The sequence below is a fragment of the Enterococcus caccae ATCC BAA-1240 genome (assembly GCF_000407145.1).
Lineage (GTDB): Bacteria > Bacillota > Bacilli > Lactobacillales > Enterococcaceae > Enterococcus_L > Enterococcus_L caccae.
This window is the reverse complement of record NZ_KE136473.1, coordinates 107491-127870: the sequence shown is the minus strand read 5'-3', so window position 1 is coordinate 127870 and position 20380 is coordinate 107491. Positions and strand designations below refer to the sequence as shown.

Annotated in this window: 17 protein-coding genes; 6 read left to right on the top strand and 11 right to left on the bottom strand. The window is 35.9% G+C overall.

The window, feature by feature from the left end; all coding sequences use genetic code 11:
• Positions 1-143: 143 nt before the first annotated feature.
• The 3 genes from I580_RS06160 to I580_RS06150 are packed head-to-tail and all read right to left on the bottom strand — an operon-like array spanning position 144 to position 2493.
• Positions 144-1148, bottom strand: coding sequence for an alpha/beta hydrolase family protein (locus I580_RS06160; RefSeq protein WP_010771092.1), 1005 nt, complete (start codon positions 1146-1148; stop codon positions 144-146).
• 1 nt (position 1149) lies between these two features.
• The gene (locus tag I580_RS06155) at positions 1150-1758 is read right to left on the bottom strand and encodes a GNAT family N-acetyltransferase (protein ID WP_010771091.1); all 609 of its coding nucleotides are present in this window, start codon (positions 1756-1758) and stop codon (positions 1150-1152) included.
• Positions 1759-2493 (bottom strand): helix-turn-helix domain-containing protein, encoded by a 735-nt coding sequence (locus I580_RS06150; RefSeq protein ID WP_034860140.1) that lies wholly within the window; start codon positions 2491-2493, stop codon positions 1759-1761.
• A gap of 614 nt (positions 2494-3107) precedes the next feature.
• Between I580_RS06150 and spxA the strand changes: the two genes are divergently transcribed.
• Positions 3108-3506, top strand: coding sequence for a transcriptional regulator SpxA (spxA, locus tag I580_RS06145; RefSeq protein WP_010771089.1), 399 nt, complete (start codon positions 3108-3110; stop codon positions 3504-3506).
• 126 nt (positions 3507-3632) lie between these two features.
• On the opposite strand, the gene queA is transcribed toward spxA, so the two are convergent.
• Entirely contained in the window at positions 3633-4664 is a 1032-nt protein-coding gene (queA, locus tag I580_RS06140; RefSeq protein ID WP_010771088.1) for a tRNA preQ1(34) S-adenosylmethionine ribosyltransferase-isomerase QueA, read from the bottom strand.
• Positions 4665-4826: 162 nt separating this feature from the next.
• On the opposite strand from queA, the gene I580_RS06135 reads away from it, so the two are divergent.
• On the top strand, positions 4827-5717 hold the full coding sequence (locus I580_RS06135; RefSeq protein WP_010771087.1) for a VOC family protein: 891 nt from the start codon (positions 4827-4829) through the stop codon (positions 5715-5717).
• Positions 5718-6699: 982 nt separating this feature from the next.
• Here the strand turns inward: I580_RS06135 and I580_RS06130 are convergent.
• Entirely contained in the window at positions 6700-8247 is a 1548-nt protein-coding gene (locus I580_RS06130; protein WP_245558647.1) for a DUF4097 family beta strand repeat-containing protein, read from the bottom strand.
• A gap of 8 nt (positions 8248-8255) precedes the next feature.
• Complete coding sequence (locus I580_RS06125) at positions 8256-8573, bottom strand: PadR family transcriptional regulator (RefSeq protein ID WP_010771085.1); 318 nt, start codon at positions 8571-8573, stop codon at positions 8256-8258.
• A gap of 1105 nt (positions 8574-9678) precedes the next feature.
• Between I580_RS06125 and I580_RS06120 the strand changes: the two genes are divergently transcribed.
• The 4 genes from I580_RS06120 to I580_RS06105 are packed head-to-tail and all read left to right on the top strand — an operon-like array spanning position 9679 to position 13118.
• The gene (locus I580_RS06120) at positions 9679-10872 is read left to right on the top strand and encodes a betaine/proline/choline family ABC transporter ATP-binding protein (RefSeq protein ID WP_174277940.1); all 1194 of its coding nucleotides are present in this window, start codon (positions 9679-9681) and stop codon (positions 10870-10872) included.
• Positions 10873-10876: 4 nt separating this feature from the next.
• On the top strand, positions 10877-11512 hold the full coding sequence (locus I580_RS06115; RefSeq protein ID WP_010762608.1) for an ABC transporter permease: 636 nt from the start codon (positions 10877-10879) through the stop codon (positions 11510-11512).
• Complete coding sequence (locus I580_RS06110; RefSeq protein ID WP_174277939.1) at positions 11509-12444, top strand: osmoprotectant ABC transporter substrate-binding protein; 936 nt, start codon at positions 11509-11511, stop codon at positions 12442-12444. Before I580_RS06115 ends, I580_RS06110 begins: the two co-directional genes overlap by 4 nt.
• Positions 12444-13118, top strand: a complete 675-nt coding sequence (locus tag I580_RS06105) for an ABC transporter permease (RefSeq protein WP_010771082.1) — start codon at positions 12444-12446, stop codon at positions 13116-13118. Before I580_RS06110 ends, I580_RS06105 begins: the two co-directional genes overlap by 1 nt.
• 369 nt (positions 13119-13487) lie before the next feature.
• On the opposite strand, the gene I580_RS06100 is transcribed toward I580_RS06105, so the two are convergent.
• The 5 genes from I580_RS06100 to I580_RS06080 form a co-directional block, all read right to left on the bottom strand.
• Complete coding sequence (locus I580_RS06100) at positions 13488-14396, bottom strand: prenyltransferase (RefSeq protein ID WP_010771081.1); 909 nt, start codon at positions 14394-14396, stop codon at positions 13488-13490.
• 142 nt (positions 14397-14538) lie between these two features.
• Positions 14539-16362 (bottom strand): amino acid permease, encoded by a 1824-nt coding sequence (locus I580_RS06095; protein ID WP_010771080.1) that lies wholly within the window; start codon positions 16360-16362, stop codon positions 14539-14541.
• 245 nt (positions 16363-16607) lie between these two features.
• Complete coding sequence (locus I580_RS06090) at positions 16608-18269, bottom strand: MutS-related protein (RefSeq protein WP_010771079.1); 1662 nt, start codon at positions 18267-18269, stop codon at positions 16608-16610.
• Between the two features lie 113 nt (positions 18270-18382).
• Positions 18383-18724 (bottom strand): hypothetical protein, encoded by a 342-nt coding sequence (locus tag I580_RS06085; RefSeq protein ID WP_034860138.1) that lies wholly within the window; start codon positions 18722-18724, stop codon positions 18383-18385.
• 147 nt (positions 18725-18871) lie between these two features.
• Entirely contained in the window at positions 18872-20035 is a 1164-nt protein-coding gene (locus I580_RS06080) for a cation diffusion facilitator family transporter (protein ID WP_010771077.1), read from the bottom strand.
• Positions 20036-20380 lie beyond the last annotated feature (345 nt).

Genomic DNA, 20380 nt, shown 5'->3' with positions numbered 1-20380 from the left:
TTTGTCTTTGAAAGCTAATCGTCTCACGCAGCAAAAAAATGGAGAGGCGATAATTGTTTGAATCTACTCCTATCATAAAACGATGGAAGTAAAAACAGCTTCCCCTTATTTATCGGAGTTAAACTGGCCTGATTCTCTTCTCATTAATGATTTTTAACAGCTAAAAAAGATTGTCTTAAAAAATCTTTGTTGATCAAAAAATCTTTAGGAGCCAATAAATAAGCAGCTGTAGTTAACCATTCTGACTGTGCAATATCTGAATATACCATGCTATGCGCTGCATTTTTTATCGTAAAAATATTCAATAACTCCTGTGATAGTTTTTCTGAATATATTTTTTTAGTCTCCTGAGTATCTACATTTAAATCATGGTCGGCTAGCATCAAGTCAATAGGGACTTCAATTTTTTCTAACTCTGTTCGGCTATCTGACAGAAAATTTTTTTTAACAAAATCCCAACGCTCTTTTGACATTGGTTCTTGTTCCGGTGTATTTGCTAGATATTCTTGAAAAGAAGCATTTTTTTTCATCAACTTAATGATTTGCTCTTCTTTTTGCAAAGCAGACTTGATTTGTTGCTTTGTTTTTCCTTCCTGTTTTAATTTTTGTGTTGTATAATACGTATTTTGATTCAGCCAATCAATGGCAGGAGACACTAAGATCACTTTAGAAATCGGGACTTTCTTTTGAGCTGCTACTTTCGGTACGACCCATCCACCTTGGCTTACGCCCCATAAAACAATTTTTTCTGTATTCAATGTTGGTTGCTTCATAGCCCACTGAATTACTTCTGTTACTTCGTTTGCTCGATCATCCATCGATTGCGATAACCAGTTTCCTTCTGATCCAGCTACTCCTGGTTTTGCCCAAGAAACTGTTGTAAATCCTGCTTTGGCAAATTGTTCCATCATCGGTCTATAACCGCCTTCATTTGTTGCATCAACCGCTGCATCACCATGAACTAAAACAACAATTCCCTTACTTTTTCGTCCTTTTGGCTTTGTCAACACAGCTGAGAGTTTTCCTTTAGACGTTTTAATCCATTCAACTGATTCTTGCATATCATAAAGATGTTCGTAACAAATGAACGTGCCAAAAATCATAAATAACCCTATAAATCCGAAGATTAATTTTCTGAATCGTTTCATTTCATCTGCTCCATTCCATAACTATCCAATTTGGTTCATTCGCTAAAAATCCTAAAAGAAACGTTCTTTTTCTTTGAACGATTGAGAAACCGCACGTTAAATATAATCGTAATGCATGTGTATTTTCAGCGGAAACAAGAAGGGAAAGTTTTTCGCCTCTTTCGATGTTTTCTTGCGCTACCTTAATCAACTCCTTAGCGATTCCTTGTTTTTGGTACTGTTTATCCACCGCAATATTTTCAATATACCGTTCTTTATCTCTAGGCTGATAGCCCAGTGCCGTTAATAATAAGACATAATGGAAGATCGGAAAGAAACCATATTTTTTAGATAATTCAAATGGATAGCAGAATTTTTTCGTATTTTCTGCTTTTCTCAAAACAGTTAAAAGACCAACGATTGTATTCCCCTCTTTTGCGATATAATCGACCGAAGATGTCTGGTGAGAATACTTCTGTCCAAGGTACACTAAAATATCCAGTTTTTCTTGTGCTGTCAGCTGAAGCCTTGCAAATTTAGTGGAAAAAGAAACGAGCAATAAATGAAATACAGCTCTTTCATCTTGCTGATTCAACTGTCCTCGATGGACCACTTCTATTCTACTCATCATCTAGTATGCTCCTCTCATCAAAATAAGACACTGCAGTTCATATAAAAGTTTGTTATTCATTAAAATGGAGGAATAAGCTGCTTCTTTAATGATCACTTCTGACACATTTAAAAACGGACTCTGGTTCTCTTTTTTGAATCTGTCAACAGCTTCCGATAACTCTGCCTCATCTTCTATCCAGACTCGTCTCACTAAATAATCCCCTGCATTTAGCACGTTATCTTTTGACAACTGATCTTCAATGTAAATATTGATCTGATGATCCTCGACTAAATAGTAAAGCGATTCAAACAGCATCTGCTGATTTTTTTTAAACGTCTTAAAGAATGCCACTATATTTAAAGATTCTGTCACTGGATATGAATAAATTTTTTTCAACCTTCTTTCAGGTAAGCTAACATACGCTTCCTCTTTTTGATCGATTTCTGGCAAAATGGCTTCAATTTTCTCTTTAGCAAAAACGAATTGCTGAATTTTCTCTTCAGTTGCTTTCAATGTTTCCTTTAAAGTTTTTTCAGCCCATACATTGTCCTGATTCTCCATAAACTGGGCAATTTGCGCTGTTGATATCCCTAGACTTCTCATTAAAAGTATATTTGCTAGCTGATATACTTGATCAACACCGTATTTATGGTAACCATTACTGTCTATAAAAGCTGGTGCTAACAACCCTTTGTCTTCGTTATAACGAATTTGGTGTTTGGAAATAGCCATCAATTCCGCTAATTGCCCCATTGTTAAATAGGATTCTATTTTAATCTCCTCCACTCTCCAGATAGAACAGACTTGTTTAAACCTGACAACACAACACTCAGGTATAGCTGCTCTCTTTATTATAAAAAATGCGTCTTTGTATTTCATATTAACAGCATAAACTATGAGGTAGCCCTACAGTCAAGTATTTATTAAAAAAGTGAGTAGAATAAACGATGGCAGCAGAAGTAATCCTTTCGGAAATAAGCTGAAATTGCTGTAAAACACAACGAAGAACAAGTTGCTTTCTTGCTAAAGGCTCGTCGCAGATAAACATTGTTGCGCAGTACCTACTTGGTTCTCGGGATTAAACACTTCTGTCCCATCCTCATTTTCGAAATCGCTTGCATCCACTTGTTAAAAAAATCTTGCCTAACTAAAAACTATACATAACAATCCTTACACACAACAAGTAAAGATAACAATGATATTTATCCAAAAAAAATAACATTTTTTTCTATTTTAAAGATTATTCCATCCTTTTGATTGAAATAATCAGCTATTTTGTAAGCATTTATTTTGTGAATTCTTTACTTTTAGTATATTATACTTATTAAGAGGTATGTACCAATATTTTCGAAAGGATCTGAAAAAATATGTTAAAATTATATACCACAAATAGCTGTACATCATGTAGAAAAGCAAGACGTTGGCTGATTGATCATGATATTCCATTTGAAGAAAAGAACTTTGGCACGACTCCTATTACATTAGATGAACTTAAAAATATATTGATTCTTACAGAAGAAGGCACAGAGGACATTATTTCCATTCGTTCCAAAGTCTTCCAAAAACTAGATATAGATATTAACGAACTTCCTTTACATGTATTATTGGAATTAGTACAGGATAACCCTGGATTGCTACGCCGTCCAATTATGATTGACGAAAAAAGACTTCAGATTGGTTTTAATGAAGATGAAATCCGATGCTTCTTACCACGATCTGTTCGTAAAAGAGAATTATCACAAACACTACTTTTAAGCGGCTTATAACTGTTACTACCTCGAATCCCAAAAAACAAAAAACTCGTTTGCTTCTAAACTTGAGCACGAAGGATAAATGTATTCAGTCATTTATCTTCAACTCTGTTAGAATAAAAACGAGTTTTTTGATTTAAATTACTTTACAAACATTGCATCACCAAAACTAAAGAAGCGATAACGCTCGTCGATCGCATGTTGATAGGCAGCTAACGTTAGGTCTCTTCCTGCAAATGCACTGACTAACATCACTAATGTTGATTTTGGCAAATGAAAATTGGTAGAAAAAGCTTGTACAACTTTAAATTCGTAGCCTGGGGTAATAAAAATATCTGTCCAACCGCTATCTGCTTTGATTTGTCCGTCAAATTTCGTTCCAATCGTTTCCAAGGTCCGAATTGAGGTTGTTCCTACTGCGACGATTTTACCACCAGTTTCCCGAACCTTATTTAACTGTTCGGCTGCTTCTTCAGTTAAACGATAAAATTCACTATGCATTTCATGTTCTGAAATATTTTCCACGCTCACCGGGCGGAATGTCCCTAAACCGACGTGTAAGGTCAAATAAACAAGCTTCACACCCTTTGATTGGATTCTCTCAAGTAGTTCTTGAGTAAAATGTAACCCCGCTGTAGGGGCTGCTGCAGAGCCATTTTCTTTTGCATAGACTGTTTGATATCGTTCAGGGTCTTCTAGACGTTCTTTTATATACGGCGGTAATGGCATTTCACCAAGTGATTCTAAAATCTCTAAGAAGATTCCTTCATAATTGAAGGTTACGATCCGTCCACCATGTTCCAGTTCTTCAACAACAGTTGCACTTAAACGACCATCCCCGAAATTGATCTTTGTCCCAACTTTTGCTCGTTTAGCTGGCTTGATCAATGTTTCCCAGGTATCACCTTGTGTATTTGTCAATAACAGCACTTCCAAATGCCCGCCTGTTTCAGGTTTTTCCCCATATAATCGAGCTGGCAACACTCGGGTATCATTCATGACAAGCGCATCTCCCGCATTTAATTCATCAATGATATCATGAAAATGTTTATCTTCTATCTCTTTTGTCTCGCGGTTCAACACCAAAAGTCGTGAACTCGTTCGATCCTTTAAAGGAGTTTGAGCAATCAGTTCTTCTGGTAAATCAAAATCAAAATCTTCTGTACTAAGCATATCCGTTCACTCTTTCTACTTGATTTGTCTTGGCTATTCTACCATTTTTTATGTTATATAGCTACGAAGAAAACATCTCATTAAAAGACAAAATACTTGAATCTGTTCATTCAAAGCTCTAAACTTACTATAAGTAAGTTATTACTTTAAGGAGGTTTTATAATGACTGTACCAATCCATCATGTTTCGTTATTGACAAGATATGCAGAGGAAAACCGCTTTTTTTATACCACCATCCTTGGGCTACGCTTTGTAAAAAAAACAGTCAATCAGGATAACCATAAAATGCTTCATTATTATTACGGCAATTACGCAGGTACACCAGGCTCTGTTATTACCTTCTTCGTAGTCCCCGCTCTTGCTAAACGTTATGATAATGAGCATTTTTTAAGCTCTATCGGGCTAAAGATCCCAAAAGGTAGCTTACCATTTTGGGAACAACGCTTAGCTAAAGCTCAAATTGCATTCACTAAAGAGTTAACCTCACTTCAGTTTAAAGATCGAGATCAAGTAAACCTTCGACTAGTTGAAGTAAACCAACCAACATTATCTAGCAATCTGCAAGTCCCTAGCTCTATTCCAGGAAACAAGCAGATTTTAGGTCTTTTATCAACCGAATTTCATATTGCTGATCCTGAAAAAACAGCTGATTTCTTCTATCGGTTGCTAGGTTTGAAAAATGAAAATGGTCAGATTCGTTTAAATAAATCCGATTTTATTCAACTAGTATCAACAAATACCTCAGAAAAAACACGAATGGGACGAGGAAGTATGGATCACATCGCTTTCTCGATCAAAAGTGAAAACGACCTTGACCTGCTATATAAAAAAGCCAAACAACAACGATGGCAGATTGAAAAACTTATCCATCGCGGTTATTTTAAAAGTTTATATATCAGAGAACCTGGCGGAAATCGAGTCGAATTTGCAACTTTAACTCCAGGATTTACGATCGACGAACCATTAGAAACCTTAGGTGAACGTCTTATTCTGCCATCTTTCTTAGAAAAAAAACGAACGGCTATTGAAGCAACTATTTATCAAGAAAAATAAATTAAACCATTTATTTTTTATATTACCAATAATAGCTCTATGTATTTTAGCTCAAAAATATAAAAAAGGTACAAACAGTCACACAAGGTAAAGTAAGCTGACTCGCCTAGAATAAGTCACCCTTCCTTTGACACTTTCACTCCTGTTTATACCTCCTAACAACCAAAGACAACCACCAACAAAACAGAACATTACCACTTCAACGATTTTATTGGTGTTTGTTGGTCTTTGGTTTTTCGAAATCGCAAAGGTTTTATTCTAAGGTAGCGTTTGACTGTCGGCTTCAATCAATACTATCTAAAATAGAACGCTTTACTCTCTCTAGATAGAAACAAAAAAATGGTGTTGGTAAACTCTACCAACACCATTGCATGTTCAACAAATAGGCATCAAATAATCCACCTTACATTCCGGAAAAGAAAGTTCTAGATATTTCTCCAAAAATTGAGTAAAATGGAATATGTCGATGTTACGCATTGACAAGGGCAACTTGATTGGTCAGCTTTCTCTGACTTCTCAGGGCTTCGCAAATCAGCGCCAACTGATTTGTGAAGTGCCTTTTTTATTATATTCGTTTCTATCTACTACTCATTTTAAAGAAAAACAATTTCATAGTCAACAAAGTGTCAGAAAATTTTTCATTTATCTTTTTTTATTATGAAAATAAATACACTTTTCTCTATTTTTATACCAGCCTATTGACTTCTCAGCTTTTTAGGGTTGATCCATCAAAGAAACTAGAAATAAAAACTAAACACAACTTTAACATTGAATTAAATTGATATTGGGAAAGTCCTATATTCTGAGTATCCAAATAATGATTGTAGGAGTGTCCAGAAATCCAGCAAAACATCGGGAACAGAAACACTGTCCACTTCATTTATCAAAGTTAAATATGTCTGTTCCATGCTCTCTCCCCTTTTATTTACTACCAATGAAGATTACTCATGAAAACTATGCCTCTATACCAAACAAGTGAAACTTATTCAACTTTTTCTAAAATTTTAACATCACCAGTTTGGGATTTCACCTCTATTTTATAGTTCTCGTCATTGGGAACCTCAGAAAAATCGTTTCGTAATTCACCAGTCTCTGTACTTGCTGTAACGTTGAGCGATTGGCTAGGATCTTGAAGCCATTTGATAAAACCAGATTGACTTGAGACCTTTGCGTTTACTTTGCTCTCTTGGATAGCAATTGTCGGTCCAGAAATATTTTTCAATTCTAGTGTCCCTTGATTTTCTTCTGAAACAATTTTTCCAGATTCATTAGCCAGCAAAAGAGCACCTGTTGTTCTTTTGACGATAACTTGACCATCTGTCGCAGTAGCTGCTAGTTTCTTTATTTCAGAATCTTCTAAAATCATTCTTCCTGAATGATTGTTCAATACAACATTATCTGAGCGTAAAAATTTCAAAACAGAAAGTCCTTTGTCTCCTTCGATTGTTAAATCGCCTAGCATTTCAGTGATGACTGTTTTTCCAGTAACACTTTTAACAGTTAAATTCATCGCAGATTCTTCTATGATGACATCCCCATAATCACTGTCCACATGCCCTTCGTCAGCAATGATATTTTTAGCATAAACATCACCAGAAAATAAATCTAAATCAAATTTTTTCGTTTGAATGTCCAATAAACGCAAATCTCCACAATTTAATCCCAAGTGAAAATCATCCAGGATCGTGCCTTTTGGAATAAAGAAAATCACTTCTGAACGACCTGTTCGTGTAAATATATCAAAAATATTTTCTTCATCCAAAGTTAAATCGACCTTATTACCATATGAAGCGTTCTCGATTTGCTTGATATCACTTTCTTTAAATTTGCCTTTAATCATCAAACTAGGTTTTTCAGTACTAGATACTTCTACCGTAGTGATTTCAACATCTGCGTCTGAGTCAAAACTGAAAGCAACATGATTATTAGAAGTTAGGTTAATTTCTTTATAGTATTGCCTACCTGTATACATCGATTGTCCTGTCACTAAAAAAAATAGTAATAGTCCTACGCCAAACCCAGCTAGTCCAATCGCTATCACGCTGATTATTCGCTGTTTTTTTATAAACCACCCCTTGCTTACTTGTAAAATAAGCGCCAACAAAAATAAACTCAAAACGGTCGGAATACTCGCAAGGTTTCGTTCCTCATTCAATTCTTTTATAATATAGACCAAAAAAAATAAACAGCTTGTCAAAAGGAATAATAATAATAATGGTTTCACCACTTTAAAAGCGGTTTTGATAACCTTCTGCATCCTTTTTTTCTGAGTTTGAATGAATACATTTTGAATGTCTTCTCTTGGAACAACAGATGTTTTGGCATTGATTGCAGTAGCTAAACTGAGATCAGCATAATAATCTGCCGCAATTTCCTCTGGAGAAGCAAGTCTTGCAACAACTTCGGCTTCTGTCTGTCCTTCGTCTAAACAAATAGCTAATTGTTCTAATAAATCTTCTTTTAACGCATTAAAGTCTTCTATATCTTCTTCAGCAAAAGCAGACTTTAGTTGGTTTAAATAGTCTTCCATTGTGTTCACTAATCTGCCTCCCTCAGTTTCCTTACTTGTTCAACGAATTCATCCCAATCACGCTCTAAGAGTGCTAAATATTCTTTGCCTTTAACAGTTATCTGATAATATTTTCTAGAAGGCCCCTCTGGCGATTCTTTAGTATAGATGTCGCAATAGGCTTCCTTGACTAAGCGACGCAAAACTGGGTAAAGCGCCCCTTCAGTAATTGGTATAAACTGATTCACTCGTTGTGTTAATTCATAACCATAACGATCTTCTTTTTGGATAAAATGAAGCACACACATCTCTAAAGCACCTTTTTTAAATTGACTAGAAGCCCTCATCGCTCAATCCCCTTATCACAGTTTTGATTGACAAATTACCCGCAGTTTCTATACATATCCACTGAACTAAATCGACTATGAAAAGAGCAACTACAGCTAAGTTCGTTGGCTGTTCAGCTTGAAAAGAACGTTCTATATCTCATTTATAGAAAGCAACAACTTTAGCATTACACCAAAGTTCCTTATCCCTTGAAGCACCTATTGTTCAGTCCTTTATCCGTGGTTATTGCGATTGTAATTCTTTTTCTCTTGAATAATACCTTGACGTTCTTCTGGTGTCAAATTAGGATGGCTTAATTGCTGCCTCCACGCTCCTTTTTGTCGCATCCTTGTTCATCTGTTAATTGAAGTCCTCGACAAGTCTCCGTTTCTTCTATTGTTTTCTGACGCTCATGGCGATTGTTCCAATTACATTGGCTACTGGATTACTACTTGTTCTGATGCGATTATTTGTTTGTATGTTGCTGCTTCTTTTGTTTTGATTGAGTTTTCAACAAGTACGAGCTTTTTAGACACAACTTTTGCTCGTTATTCTCGTTTCAAAGCCAAGCTTTTCCTACTTGCTTCATTTTTAGGAAAAACAGCAACTATAAGATTTACCGTCTGTGTTGTTTCTCCTCCTATCTTTTTTCTCGTCTTTCTCCACATTTATACACATTCTAAGCAAAGGTCACCCAAGAAAAAAGATAAGAAAACTAAACAACGATAAAAACAGTCAATCTTTATTTCCAACATTCCTTGTTTCTTTTGGGTATCCGATAAAATAAAACAACTAGCCCAACCTAAATCCCCTATACCACCCTTCTATTATTCATAAAATACTAGTGGATAGTCAACAATATACTAAGGTTTCTACTTATTGTCAATAGGAGACTAGCGGACAAAACTTCTTGTTGAAATTCCCCATAACTTCCTTAATAAGAGGGCTCATCATTTAATCAAACAAGCTAGTTATTCGATTATTTGTAACCTTGAGGAAGAGAAAAAAAACATCTGATTTGTCCAAATCGTTGTTTTGTAGCATACTAGTAGTAGAAACGTTTATTAGGAAACACTGAAATCAATTAGGAAACGAGACACAGAAAAAAAATTTGGGGTGAGAAAGTTGATCGAATTTCAACATGTTTCAAAAATTTACAAAGGCGGTAAAATCGCTGTAGATGACATCAATCTGTCTTTTGATAAAGGTGAATTTATCTGCTTTATCGGAACCAGTGGTAGCGGAAAAACAACTTCTATGCGGATGATCAATCGAATGACGGATCCGTCAAAAGGAAAAATCTTGATCAATGGTGAAGATATTCAAACCATCAATCCAGTAGAGTTACGCAGAAAAATCGGGTATGTTATTCAAAATATCGGGTTGATGCCGCACATGACAATCAGAGAAAACATCGTGCTTGTACCTAAGTTATTAAAAGTCGACCTAGAAGAACGGAACAAGATTGCAGAAAAAATGATCGATTTAGTTGAACTACCTAGAGAAATGCTCGACCGTTATCCAAATGAGCTTTCTGGTGGTCAACAACAAAGAATCGGGGTCGTTCGTGCCCTTGCAGCCAATCAAGACATCATCTTGATGGATGAACCTTTTGGTGCGTTAGATCCTATTACAAGGGATTCTTTACAAGATTTAGTGAAAGATTTACAGGAACGATTAGGAAAAACCATTGTGTTTGTTACTCATGATATGGATGAAGCACTGAAATTATCAAATCGAATTGCGATTATGAGCGAAGGAAAAGTTATCCAGTTTGATACACCAGATAATATTTTACGTCACCCAGTCAACGAATTTGTCGAAGAATTGATTGGCGAAGACCGCTTGATCCAAGCCAAACCGGATATTACCACAGTTGGCGAAGTGATGTTAAACAACGCAATCACGATCACACCAGAAAAATCATTATCAGAAGCAATCAAACTCATGAGAGAAAAACGGGTTGATACGCTCTTAGTCGTTGATGGAGCTGGTGTTTTAAAAGGGTTTATTGATGTTGAAACGCTTGACCGTCGTAGAAATACAGCTACTAGTGTGAGTGATATCATGAATCCAAAAGTCTTCTTTGTAAAAAAATCGTCCTTACTACGGGATACGCTGCAACGTATCTTAAAACGCGGTTTAAAATATGTACCTGTCGTGGATGATCAACAAAAAGTGGTTGGAATCTTAACCAGAGCCTCACTCGTAGATATCGTGTACGATGTTATCTGGGGTGAAGAAGAAACAGAAGATGTGACTCCTGCTTCAAGTGAAACAGAATCAACTGATGTCAAACAACCTCAAGCGGAGGTGTAGCAACATGAATCAGTTTCTTTTAGAAAGAGGAAATGAACTTGTTACTAAAATAGGTGAGCATATTTTCATTTCAGGTGTCGCACTCCTTTTGGGGATTTTATTTGCAGTACCGATCGGGATTTTATTAACTAGAACTAAAAGGACAGCTGCCATCGTCATCGGCTTGACCAGTGCCTTACAGACGGTCCCTTCATTAGCCTTACTCGCATTGATGATTCCGATCTTTGGTGTCGGTAAAATTCCAGCGATCATCGCTTTGTTTATTTATTCATTACTCCCTATTTTAAGAAATACGTATATTGGGATCAAAGAAGTCAGTTCTGATTATAAAGATGCCGCCAAAGGGATGGGCATGACGAATGTACAATCGATTTTTATGGTCGAGTTGCCTATCGCAATGCCGACCATCATGGCGGGGATTCGTCTGGCTGCGGTGTATGTCATCGCTTGGGCAACACTTGCCTCTTACATCGGCGCAGGTGGTCTTGGAGACTTTATTTTCAGCGGATTAAATAATTATCAGCCAGATTTGATTTTTGCTGGAACCATTCCTGTTACTATTTTAGCTTTAGCGGCAGACTTGTTATTAGGTTTGTTAGAGAAGAAATTAACTCCTAAAGCATTGAAGGAGGCAGAATGATGAAACAAAAATTAAAATTATTACTCATAACGTTTTGTAGCGCTTTATTACTATCAGGTTGCTCTTTACCAGGACTAGCTTCTAACTCTGATGAGTCGACCATTTCCATTACAGGTGGAATTACATCAGAAGCTCAAATATTAGCAAGCTTAGTTGCTGGGATGATCGAGCATTACACGGACGAAAAAACAACGATCATCAATAATTTAGCCACAACTACGATCAATCATCAAGCTATGATGAATGGCGATGCACAAATTTCAGCCGCTCGTTATACTGGGACTGATTTAACAACTACATTAAATTTAGAACCGATCAAAGATCCCAAAAAAGCCTTTGATGTTGTACAATCTGAATTTCAAAAAAGATTTCAGCAAAAATGGTTTAACTCTTACGGATTTGCCAATACCTATGCATTTATGGTTACACAAGAAACCGCTAAAAAGTATAATCTAAAAACCATCAGTGACCTCAAAAAAGTCGGCGATCAACTAACAGCTGGGGTTGATACCTCTTGGATCGATCGTAAAGGGGATGGTTACAAAGGCTTTACAGAAACATACGGCTTTGACTTCAAGCGTGTTTTTCCGATGCAGATTGGTTTAGTTTATGATGCTGTTGCGGCGAACAAGATGGATGTCGTATTAGGTTATTCAACAGATGGCCGAATCGGCAGTTACGACCTTGTTATTTTAGAAGATGATCTTCATTTCTTCCCGCCTTATGATGCTTGTGCTGTTGCAACAGATGCCGTTTTAAAAGAACATCCTGAATTGAATGATGTTCTAGCTAAGTTATCTGGAAAAATTTCAACCGAAACAATGCAAAAATTAAATTATCAAGCGGACAACGATTTAATGGAACCTGCGACTGTAGCCGATAATTTCTTAAAAGAACACCATTTCTTCGAATCTGAAGGAGGTGGAAAATAATGCAGAATCTACAAGATATGAATTTACTGCAACAGTTTATTTATTACTTTGAACAAAACGGCAGCTACGTATTGAGCCAATTTGTCCGACATTTTCTGATTTCCATCTACGGTGTATTATTTGCCGCGATTGTTGGAATACCGATTGGAATTTTCATTGCCCGCAGAAGAAAAATGGCTGGCTGGGTCGTGAGTATCGCAAACTTGATTCAAACGGTCCCTTCATTGGCGATGCTTTCAATTTTAATGCTCGGTCTTGGACTTGGTGTCAATACAGTTATCGTTACCGTCTTTCTCTATTCTCTATTACCGATCATCAAAAATACGTATACTGGAATGATTCAGGTCGATCGAAATATTTTAGATGTGGGTAAAGGAATGGGTATGACAAAGTGGCAACGACTTTACATGGTGGAATTGCCACTGTCAGTTTCTGTGATCATGGCAGGGATTCGGAATGCTTTAGTTGTGGCGATCGGGATCACAGCCATCGGTGCTTTTGTAGGAGCAGGTGGTCTTGGTGATATCATTATTCGCGGAACCAATGCGACGGATGGTACAGCAATCATCCTTGTTGGGGCGTTACCGACTGCTTTGATGGCGATCATTACGGACTGGGTATTAGGCATAATCGAACGCCGCTTGGATCCAGCGAGTAAACATTCAACGAATTAAACAATAACAGTTTTTTTATCCATAAGAAGCGCTTCTCTTATAAGTAAATTAGATACTTAAAAAAAGACATTCACTACTATTTTGCAATCAATCTGCAGGAAAGTAGTGAATGTCGTTTTCGTTTTGTCATTAAGAATGTTATCAGGATTTAAACTAAATAGTCACGATATCAATAGTGATGTAAAAATGAGGACATAACCAATCACTTTAACGAACTTTGTATTCATATATTGAAGCTCTTTTTGTTTACATTTTTTATTTAATAGTTAATTAAAGCAGTACCACCAATACTAAAAAACAATACTGCTCCCATCTGTTCCCACCTTGTCAATTCATAGTTGCATCTCAGTATCCATAAGCATTTATTGTCTATTGTTGATTAATAAAACTTCCCATGAAATAAACAACCGGATACCCAAGCATAATCAAAGACATCCCTTTAAGGACTAACGGAAAAGTCTGTTTTTTTATTTGTTGTTTAAAATAAGGTCGCAATACTTTTAAAGTAACTGGAAATAATAAGATCATTCCTAGAGTCAAGACTGGAGCTTGTTTTAAGTAAACAGCCACTAAAATTGAAACATAACTTAAACACGTTAACAGGATAAGCAACAAAACACTATTTTTCTTGCCAATAGAATAGACAAGTGTCTTACGCCCGTTTTTAATATCTTCCTCAAGATCACAGGTATTATTTGCCAGTAAGTTATTAAACATACAGAAAAACATCGGCATAAAAGCCATCAGCATGCCCCAAAGTGAATGCAACGTTAAACTAGACTCCCCATAATTCGCCAAGTAAGCACTGATTATCGGAATCATAAAACCACTTAATACTGCTGGAATCGTCTCCGCTATTGGTAAACTATTGATCGGTCTTCTCCCATAAGAATAACCAAAACCAACATAATATCCTACAAGCCCCAAAATCAACACTAAGCCATCCGTACTAAAAACTAAAATAGCGCCAAAAAACAAAGAAATGAACAGAAAAAATAAAAAAGTCCTTTTCACTGTTTTTAGAGAAAGGTTCCATTTACTAACAGTGCTCGTTTGTTTTTTATAATGATCATCTTTCGCATTTTGATAATCCATGTAATTATTAAACACATTCATCGTGATATGATAAAGAAATAAGACAATTAAAAAAATAAGAATACGCCAGTTGAAAAAATTTCCTTGAGCATAACCGCTATAAGCCATTCCCAATAAGACCAAAAACCAATCAAGCGGAGTTGTATAGATTTCTCCTAACTCCCATAAAATTTTAAATGTCATTTCTACTCCAATCTGACCCTTTTTTATGAATAACTTACAAACGATTATACCTTCTTTCAAGATAGAAGAATAATATTACCCTCCTTCACAACAAAAAAAGCTACAAGTTATCCAAAAAACGAATAATCTTATAGCTTTAGTTTTACTTTTTCAAATGATAACTGTAGGTCGCAACGACAATATTTTCCCGCCAAGATAATTTTAGACGTAAACGTAAGCTCGTTTGATTATGCAAAATATTTTGCCAGCGCCGATTCGGAACAAATTGAGGAATCAACACTGTCGTCGTATACTTTCGTTTCGCAGAATTTTTACTGACGATATCTACATATCGAAGAATTGGATTGGTGATCGACCGATAAGAAGAATGAACCACAGAAAAACGTATATCTGGAAAATGTTTTTTAAATTCTGTTTCAATTTCCTGCTCTTTTTCTTTGTTTTCGTCTAATGATACATGCATCGCAACCACATAGTCACCAATCGAGCGAGCATAATTTACTGCACCAACATTGGCTTGTGTCGCGTTTCCCACTAAAACAATCACAGTATTCCCATAAAATTTCTGCTGTTCCGCCGTTTCTTCCACACGCAATTGCTCCGCTACATTTTTGTAATGAGCATGGATGCTGTAAAAAACAAAAATCAAAACGGGCATTATAATAAAGAATGGCCAGATATCACCTAAGCGATACATGAATAAAATAACGATAATACCATAAGAAATCAATGCCCCAACAATATTCGCAATCGATTTTGACAACCACTTTTTGGTTTCTTTCCGCCATTTAAGCACCATTCCTGTCTGAGATAAAGCAAATGGAATAAATACACCAATTGAATAAAGTGGAATTAATCGCTCCGTTGAACCTTGGAAAATCAATAACAAGACCACTGATCCAGCTGCCAAAGTCAAAATTCCATTTGAATAACCTAAACGATCCCCACGGTCCATATACATATGTGGCATAAATTTATCCTTCGCCAAATTATAGGCTAACACTGGGAAAGCTGAAAATCCTGTATTGGCCGCTACGGCTAAAATTAATGCTGTCGTAAACTGCAGTACATAATAAAGAAGATTTTGTCCGAATACTGCTTTTCCAATTTGTGCTAACACTGTCACTTCATTTTGAGGGACAATTCCATACCAGTAATTGATAAACGTGATTCCAACAAAGAAAAAACCTAAAATCGCAGCCATCAAAGTTAATGTTCCTGCCGCATTTTTTGCTCTAGGCTTTTTGAAAAAAGGCACCGCATTACTGATTGCTTCAACCCCAGTCAATGAAGAAGAACCAGAAGAAAAGGCTCGTAAAATCAACGCAATCGTGATTCCAGGAACCACAGTGCCAGGGATTGCTGTAGCATGTAAGGGAACAGCTCCAGTAATAATTTTAAATAAGCCTGTTGCAATCAACAAAGTGATAACTGCAATAAAACTATACACAGGAAACATCAAAAAACTTGCGGACTCTCTTAAGCCGCGTAAATTCATCAACATGATCAACAACACAATCACAATCGAAATCGCGACTTGGTGACCATACAAAGCAGGAACCGCTGAAATGATTGCCTCCGCTCCTGCAGAAACCGAAACCGCAACGGTCAACATATAATCCACTAGCAACGATCCACCAGCCACCAGTCCTGCATTCTTCCCTAAATTTTCACTACTGACAACATATGCTCCTCCGCCATGAGGGTAGGCATGAATAATTTGCCGATAAGATAACGTTAATGAAATAAGTAAAATAATAACAAAAGCAGCAATCGGCAATGAATACCATATGGCAGCAGCGGATAATGTAACAAGTACAACAACAATTTGTTCTGTACCATAGGCAATCGAAGATAATGCGTCTGATGATAATAAAGCTAACGCTGCAAATCGGCTTAATTTATGCTCATCATTATCAGTAGATTTTAAAGGTTTTCCGATAAACAATCGTTTTAAATAGTCCACTTGGTCAATCTCTCCTTCTCTGATTATTTCTCTTCTGTTTTCAGAAAAAACATGCTTTTTCCATAAACAATCACATATGCTACGCTCATACATTACGATTGTCAATTATTTACCTGTTAAACTAGTTGAATATTCATTCCTTCCTCTTTTTTTATTAAAGAAACTCTCAGGGCTTTATTTTATCAAGCACCTCTTTTAAGAAAAAAAGACAAGAACCGCCTTATTGGTTGTTCTTGTCTTGACCTCTATTTTAATGTTTGCCACGTACGATGTTCATCAAAGTAGTTCGCTTCTCTTTTCGCCAGCTCAACAACACTTTTCGGATAATTCAGTACATGTAACAACTGAATAGCATTTCTCGTCGTAGCGGGTCCTTGCTTCAAGAGATAATCAAACGTCACGCCTTGTTCTTTCGTTACTTGTTCTTCAAAATGAACATTAGCGCATGATTCTTTTAAAATTTCTGTCAGCTCGATATCATGTGTGGCGACAAAAGCAAGCGATGGGTAATTCCCTAACCAATGAATCATACTAGATGAAGCAGAGATTCGTTCAATGGTATTGGTTCCTTTTAATATTTCATCAATAAAACACAGACAAGGAACTTTCGTTTCAGCAAGATCCAACACACGTTTAACAGATTTCGTTTCTGCCACAAAATAACTGTCTCCTTCAAAGATATCATCTTCAACTGCCATCGAGGTCAAGATATGACCAAATGGTAATTGGAACTTTGTAGCTAAGGCCGTGTGGATCGTCGCAGAAAGGATACAGCTGATGGCTACACTTTTGACGTAGGTTGACTTCCCAGAAGCATTAGAACCCGTTACAAGGGTGTTTTTAGTCCAATTCACCTCATTTGGTACTGGGGTTGTTACTAAAGGATGATACACTTCTTCACCTAACACTTGAATTTCCTTAGAAAAAATAGGCTGGCTAGTATCAGGCATCACCGTTCGAAAGTTCAATACTGCGGCTGCAACTTCTAATTCTCCCAGTAAACGCCACATTTCTTTTGCCTGCATCTCATAATTTGTCAATTTTTCTAACACAAAATTATACGAAATAAATGGTAACATAAAAATCATCGCAACATACTCAAACATCAACTCTGCATCACTATTGGACTTCATCCGAAACGATACGCCAAACTTCGTCATAGAAGCAAGTGGTTGGAGATTTTTAGTTAACTCTTCTTGAAAAGGAGTTTTTATTTTCGCGATTTTTTTAGCACAGGCAACGGTTTGCACCAGATACCCCATGCAAGCTAACTCCCTCTGCAATTTTTCTTTTTTCACTTGATAATAGATAACATTGAATAAGATAGAACCTAAAAGCAATAAAATCGACAGTGATGTTGGAAACAAAAGTATGAAACTCAACAATATAAGCGGTAATAATCCACAAAACAAGTATAGTTTTGTATTAGGCAATTCTTGATTTCGTGTTTCACTTAAATAACTTTCTACATTGTTCTTATCTTGCTTGCCTAAACAAGCAAATTGAAATTGTATCTCTTGTCTGGTAGCGGGATTCTGTTCGTAATAATTGATCAATGTTTCCAAACGCTCATGACTCTTTTTTGAAAAATTGAAATTCCGTAAACGCTGGTACAAAGCTTCAGATCCCACGCTTGAGTATGTTGCATTGATTTGTTCAAACAAGGTAAAGCCATCCAAATCATACCAAGTGATATCATCGACCTCACTATCGTAATTTCTATACTTTTTAGCCTTCTTCCACGCTTCTTTCAAACTTTCTTCCTTATCAAAAAAACGTGCACTTGGAAATGTTCCCCATTTATCTTTGACCATTGCTTTTAGTTTTAAACGGTTATAAACATCCATCACAACAATTGCCAAGATAATCAAACCTACAAATCCAAGTACGATTAATTGAGCTTCCATTCAACTCCCCCCTCTTTTAATTCAGTATATGTTTTTATAGAGTCACATACAACAAGAAAAGAAGTGATTAAGACAAATCCTGTTAAGGCATCTCTCATTCACTTCTTTTTTATTTACAACTGGTAATAATCTTGGTTCATACTTTCATATTCACCTAAATCCCACTCTAAAGGTGCTGCTTCTTCTATCATCGCTCTTTTTGAAGAGTCAAAGTCGATTGGTTTGGAGTAATGGTACGTATTTGTGTTCAACATATGAGCAATAGTCTCATCCTGCATTTTTATAATATGCTTCAAACGAACTCTCTCCAATTTCAAATTCGTGATTTCTTCTTGTTGTAACTCTTTTTTGCCTAATAAATTTCTTAAAAATTGTTTATCTCTGACAATCACCAACGTCAAAACAACGATCACCACAACGAAAAAATACAAGATAACCAATAAATCAATATTCATCTTTTTAATTCCTCCTAACAATCCACCTTTATGGTACCACGTTAGAAAAGAATATTTTTTCATTTTTTTAGATAAAACAACTGATTTTATACTTTTTTTGAGAAAATAAAACATATTTATCTCGATATTTCATTATTTACCGTAGAATTAAAGTAAATAATTATGATCAAAAGTCACTTCTACTGGATAATCTCCAATGTTTCTATAAACTTGTTCTTGAATACGTATTTTTAATTCCTGATCAGTCGCCTTAAAATGATTTGGAACAACTAAATCAAATAAAATACGCGGCTTGTTACCATGTTCTACTAAACGAATATCATGTCCTTTTAATTCATTATCGATCCCTTTAATAATTTTTTTTAGTTCTTGATGAATAAACTGTTGTCTTTGATCATATAAATTTACTGGATCGATATGACAAACAAGATCTACACCTAATTTTTGCTTAAAAACCAATTCGATTTCATCAATGGTTTCATGTGCTCGCGTCAAATCCCAACGATCATCAATTTCAATATGAACTGAAGCAAACGTTTTATTTGGTCCATATTGATGAATCAACAAGTCATGATAACCCACAATATCCGAAACAGACGATAAATACAATTTCATTTTATCGATCGCGGCTTGATCAGGACGTAATCCCATCAACTCATTTACAAACTCTCGAATCAATTGCAGACCACTAAAAATAATATAACAAGCAATGATTAAACCAACGATCCCATCAATTTTTAAGCCGGTAACCCCTTCAACAGTTGCTGACACCAAAACTGCAATCGTTGTAAAAACATCGTTCAAACTGTCTTTAGCTGTTGCAACAAGGGTATTTGAATCGATTTTTTGCGCTACCCGTTTATAAAAAACACTTTGCCAAACTTTGATCAAAATCGATAAAATCAAAATAACCAAAATCACCGGTGTGACATGAATACTTTGAGGGGTTTTGATTCGTTGGATCGATGTCATAAAAAATTGAAATCCTACAAAGGTGATCAACAATGAAACCAACATCCCACTAATATATTCAAAGCGCTCGTGGCCATATGGATGTTCTTTATCGGCTGGTTTCCCCGCAATATAAAAACCAACTAAAGTCAAAACAGAAGAGACCGTATCTGACAAGTTATTCATTGCATCTGCCATGATCGACACACTACCTGAAACTAAACCAATCAAAAATTTCCCTACAAAAAGTAATAAGTTAGATAACAAACCAACAACTCCAGCAAAAACACCAAAAGCTGTTCTCGTATCTGCATTTTTGGTTTGTCTTTTTTCAAAATGACCGATTAAAAAATTTATCATCGTAATCCCTACCTCATTTTTAGCATATCATAGAACTATAAAATGATTTTAGCCATTTGTATAGTGAAATACTGTTTTTATTAGTGACTTTTTATTGTTTAGTACGGCCCAAGTTGTTTACTGGAACTTCTTTGTTTTTATGTTAGGGACACCTTGAAAAACTGATACACAAATGGCTACGGCCAACATTTACAAATCAGTCTTGATTACAGTCTCCTATTTTATCGCTTTTAGCCAATATGTACCAGGTAGTATATCTGAATGGATTGATTTCCGAAAAATTTCTCACCTGGATATTCTCTTTTTAAAAATTCAACAAATTTAAAGACCTCAAGTTCAGGGATC

Excerpts from the sequence above, each read along its gene's own strand:
- I580_RS06160 (WP_010771092.1), bottom strand. The coding sequence starts at position 1,148 with ATGAAACGATTCAGAAAATTAATCTTCGGATTTATAGGGTTATTTATG.
- I580_RS06155 (WP_010771091.1), bottom strand. The coding sequence starts at position 1,758 with ATGATGAGTAGAATAGAAGTGGTCCATCGAGGACAGTTGAATCAGCAA.
- I580_RS06150 (WP_034860140.1), bottom strand. The coding sequence starts at position 2,493 with ATGGGGCAATTAGCGGAATTGATGGCTATTTCCAAACACCAAATTCGT.
- spxA (WP_010771089.1), top strand. The coding sequence starts at position 3,108 with ATGTTAAAATTATATACCACAAATAGCTGTACATCATGTAGAAAAGCA.
- queA (WP_010771088.1), bottom strand. The coding sequence starts at position 4,664 with ATGCTTAGTACAGAAGATTTTGATTTTGATTTACCAGAAGAACTGATT.
- I580_RS06135 (WP_010771087.1), top strand. The coding sequence starts at position 4,827 with ATGACTGTACCAATCCATCATGTTTCGTTATTGACAAGATATGCAGAG.
- I580_RS06130 (WP_245558647.1), bottom strand. The coding sequence starts at position 8,247 with ATGGAAGACTATTTAAACCAACTAAAGTCTGCTTTTGCTGAAGAAGAT.
- I580_RS06125 (WP_010771085.1), bottom strand. The coding sequence starts at position 8,573 with ATGAGGGCTTCTAGTCAATTTAAAAAAGGTGCTTTAGAGATGTGTGTG.
- I580_RS06115 (WP_010762608.1), top strand. The coding sequence starts at position 10,877 with ATGAATCAGTTTCTTTTAGAAAGAGGAAATGAACTTGTTACTAAAATA.
- I580_RS06110 (WP_174277939.1), top strand. The coding sequence starts at position 11,509 with ATGATGAAACAAAAATTAAAATTATTACTCATAACGTTTTGTAGCGCT.
- I580_RS06105 (WP_010771082.1), top strand. The coding sequence starts at position 12,444 with ATGCAGAATCTACAAGATATGAATTTACTGCAACAGTTTATTTATTAC.
- I580_RS06100 (WP_010771081.1), bottom strand. The coding sequence starts at position 14,396 with ATGACATTTAAAATTTTATGGGAGTTAGGAGAAATCTATACAACTCCG.
- I580_RS06090 (WP_010771079.1), bottom strand. The coding sequence starts at position 18,269 with ATGGAAGCTCAATTAATCGTACTTGGATTTGTAGGTTTGATTATCTTG.
- I580_RS06085 (WP_034860138.1), bottom strand. The coding sequence starts at position 18,724 with ATGAATATTGATTTATTGGTTATCTTGTATTTTTTCGTTGTGGTGATC.
- I580_RS06080 (WP_010771077.1), bottom strand. The coding sequence starts at position 20,035 with ATGATAAATTTTTTAATCGGTCATTTTGAAAAAAGACAAACCAAAAAT.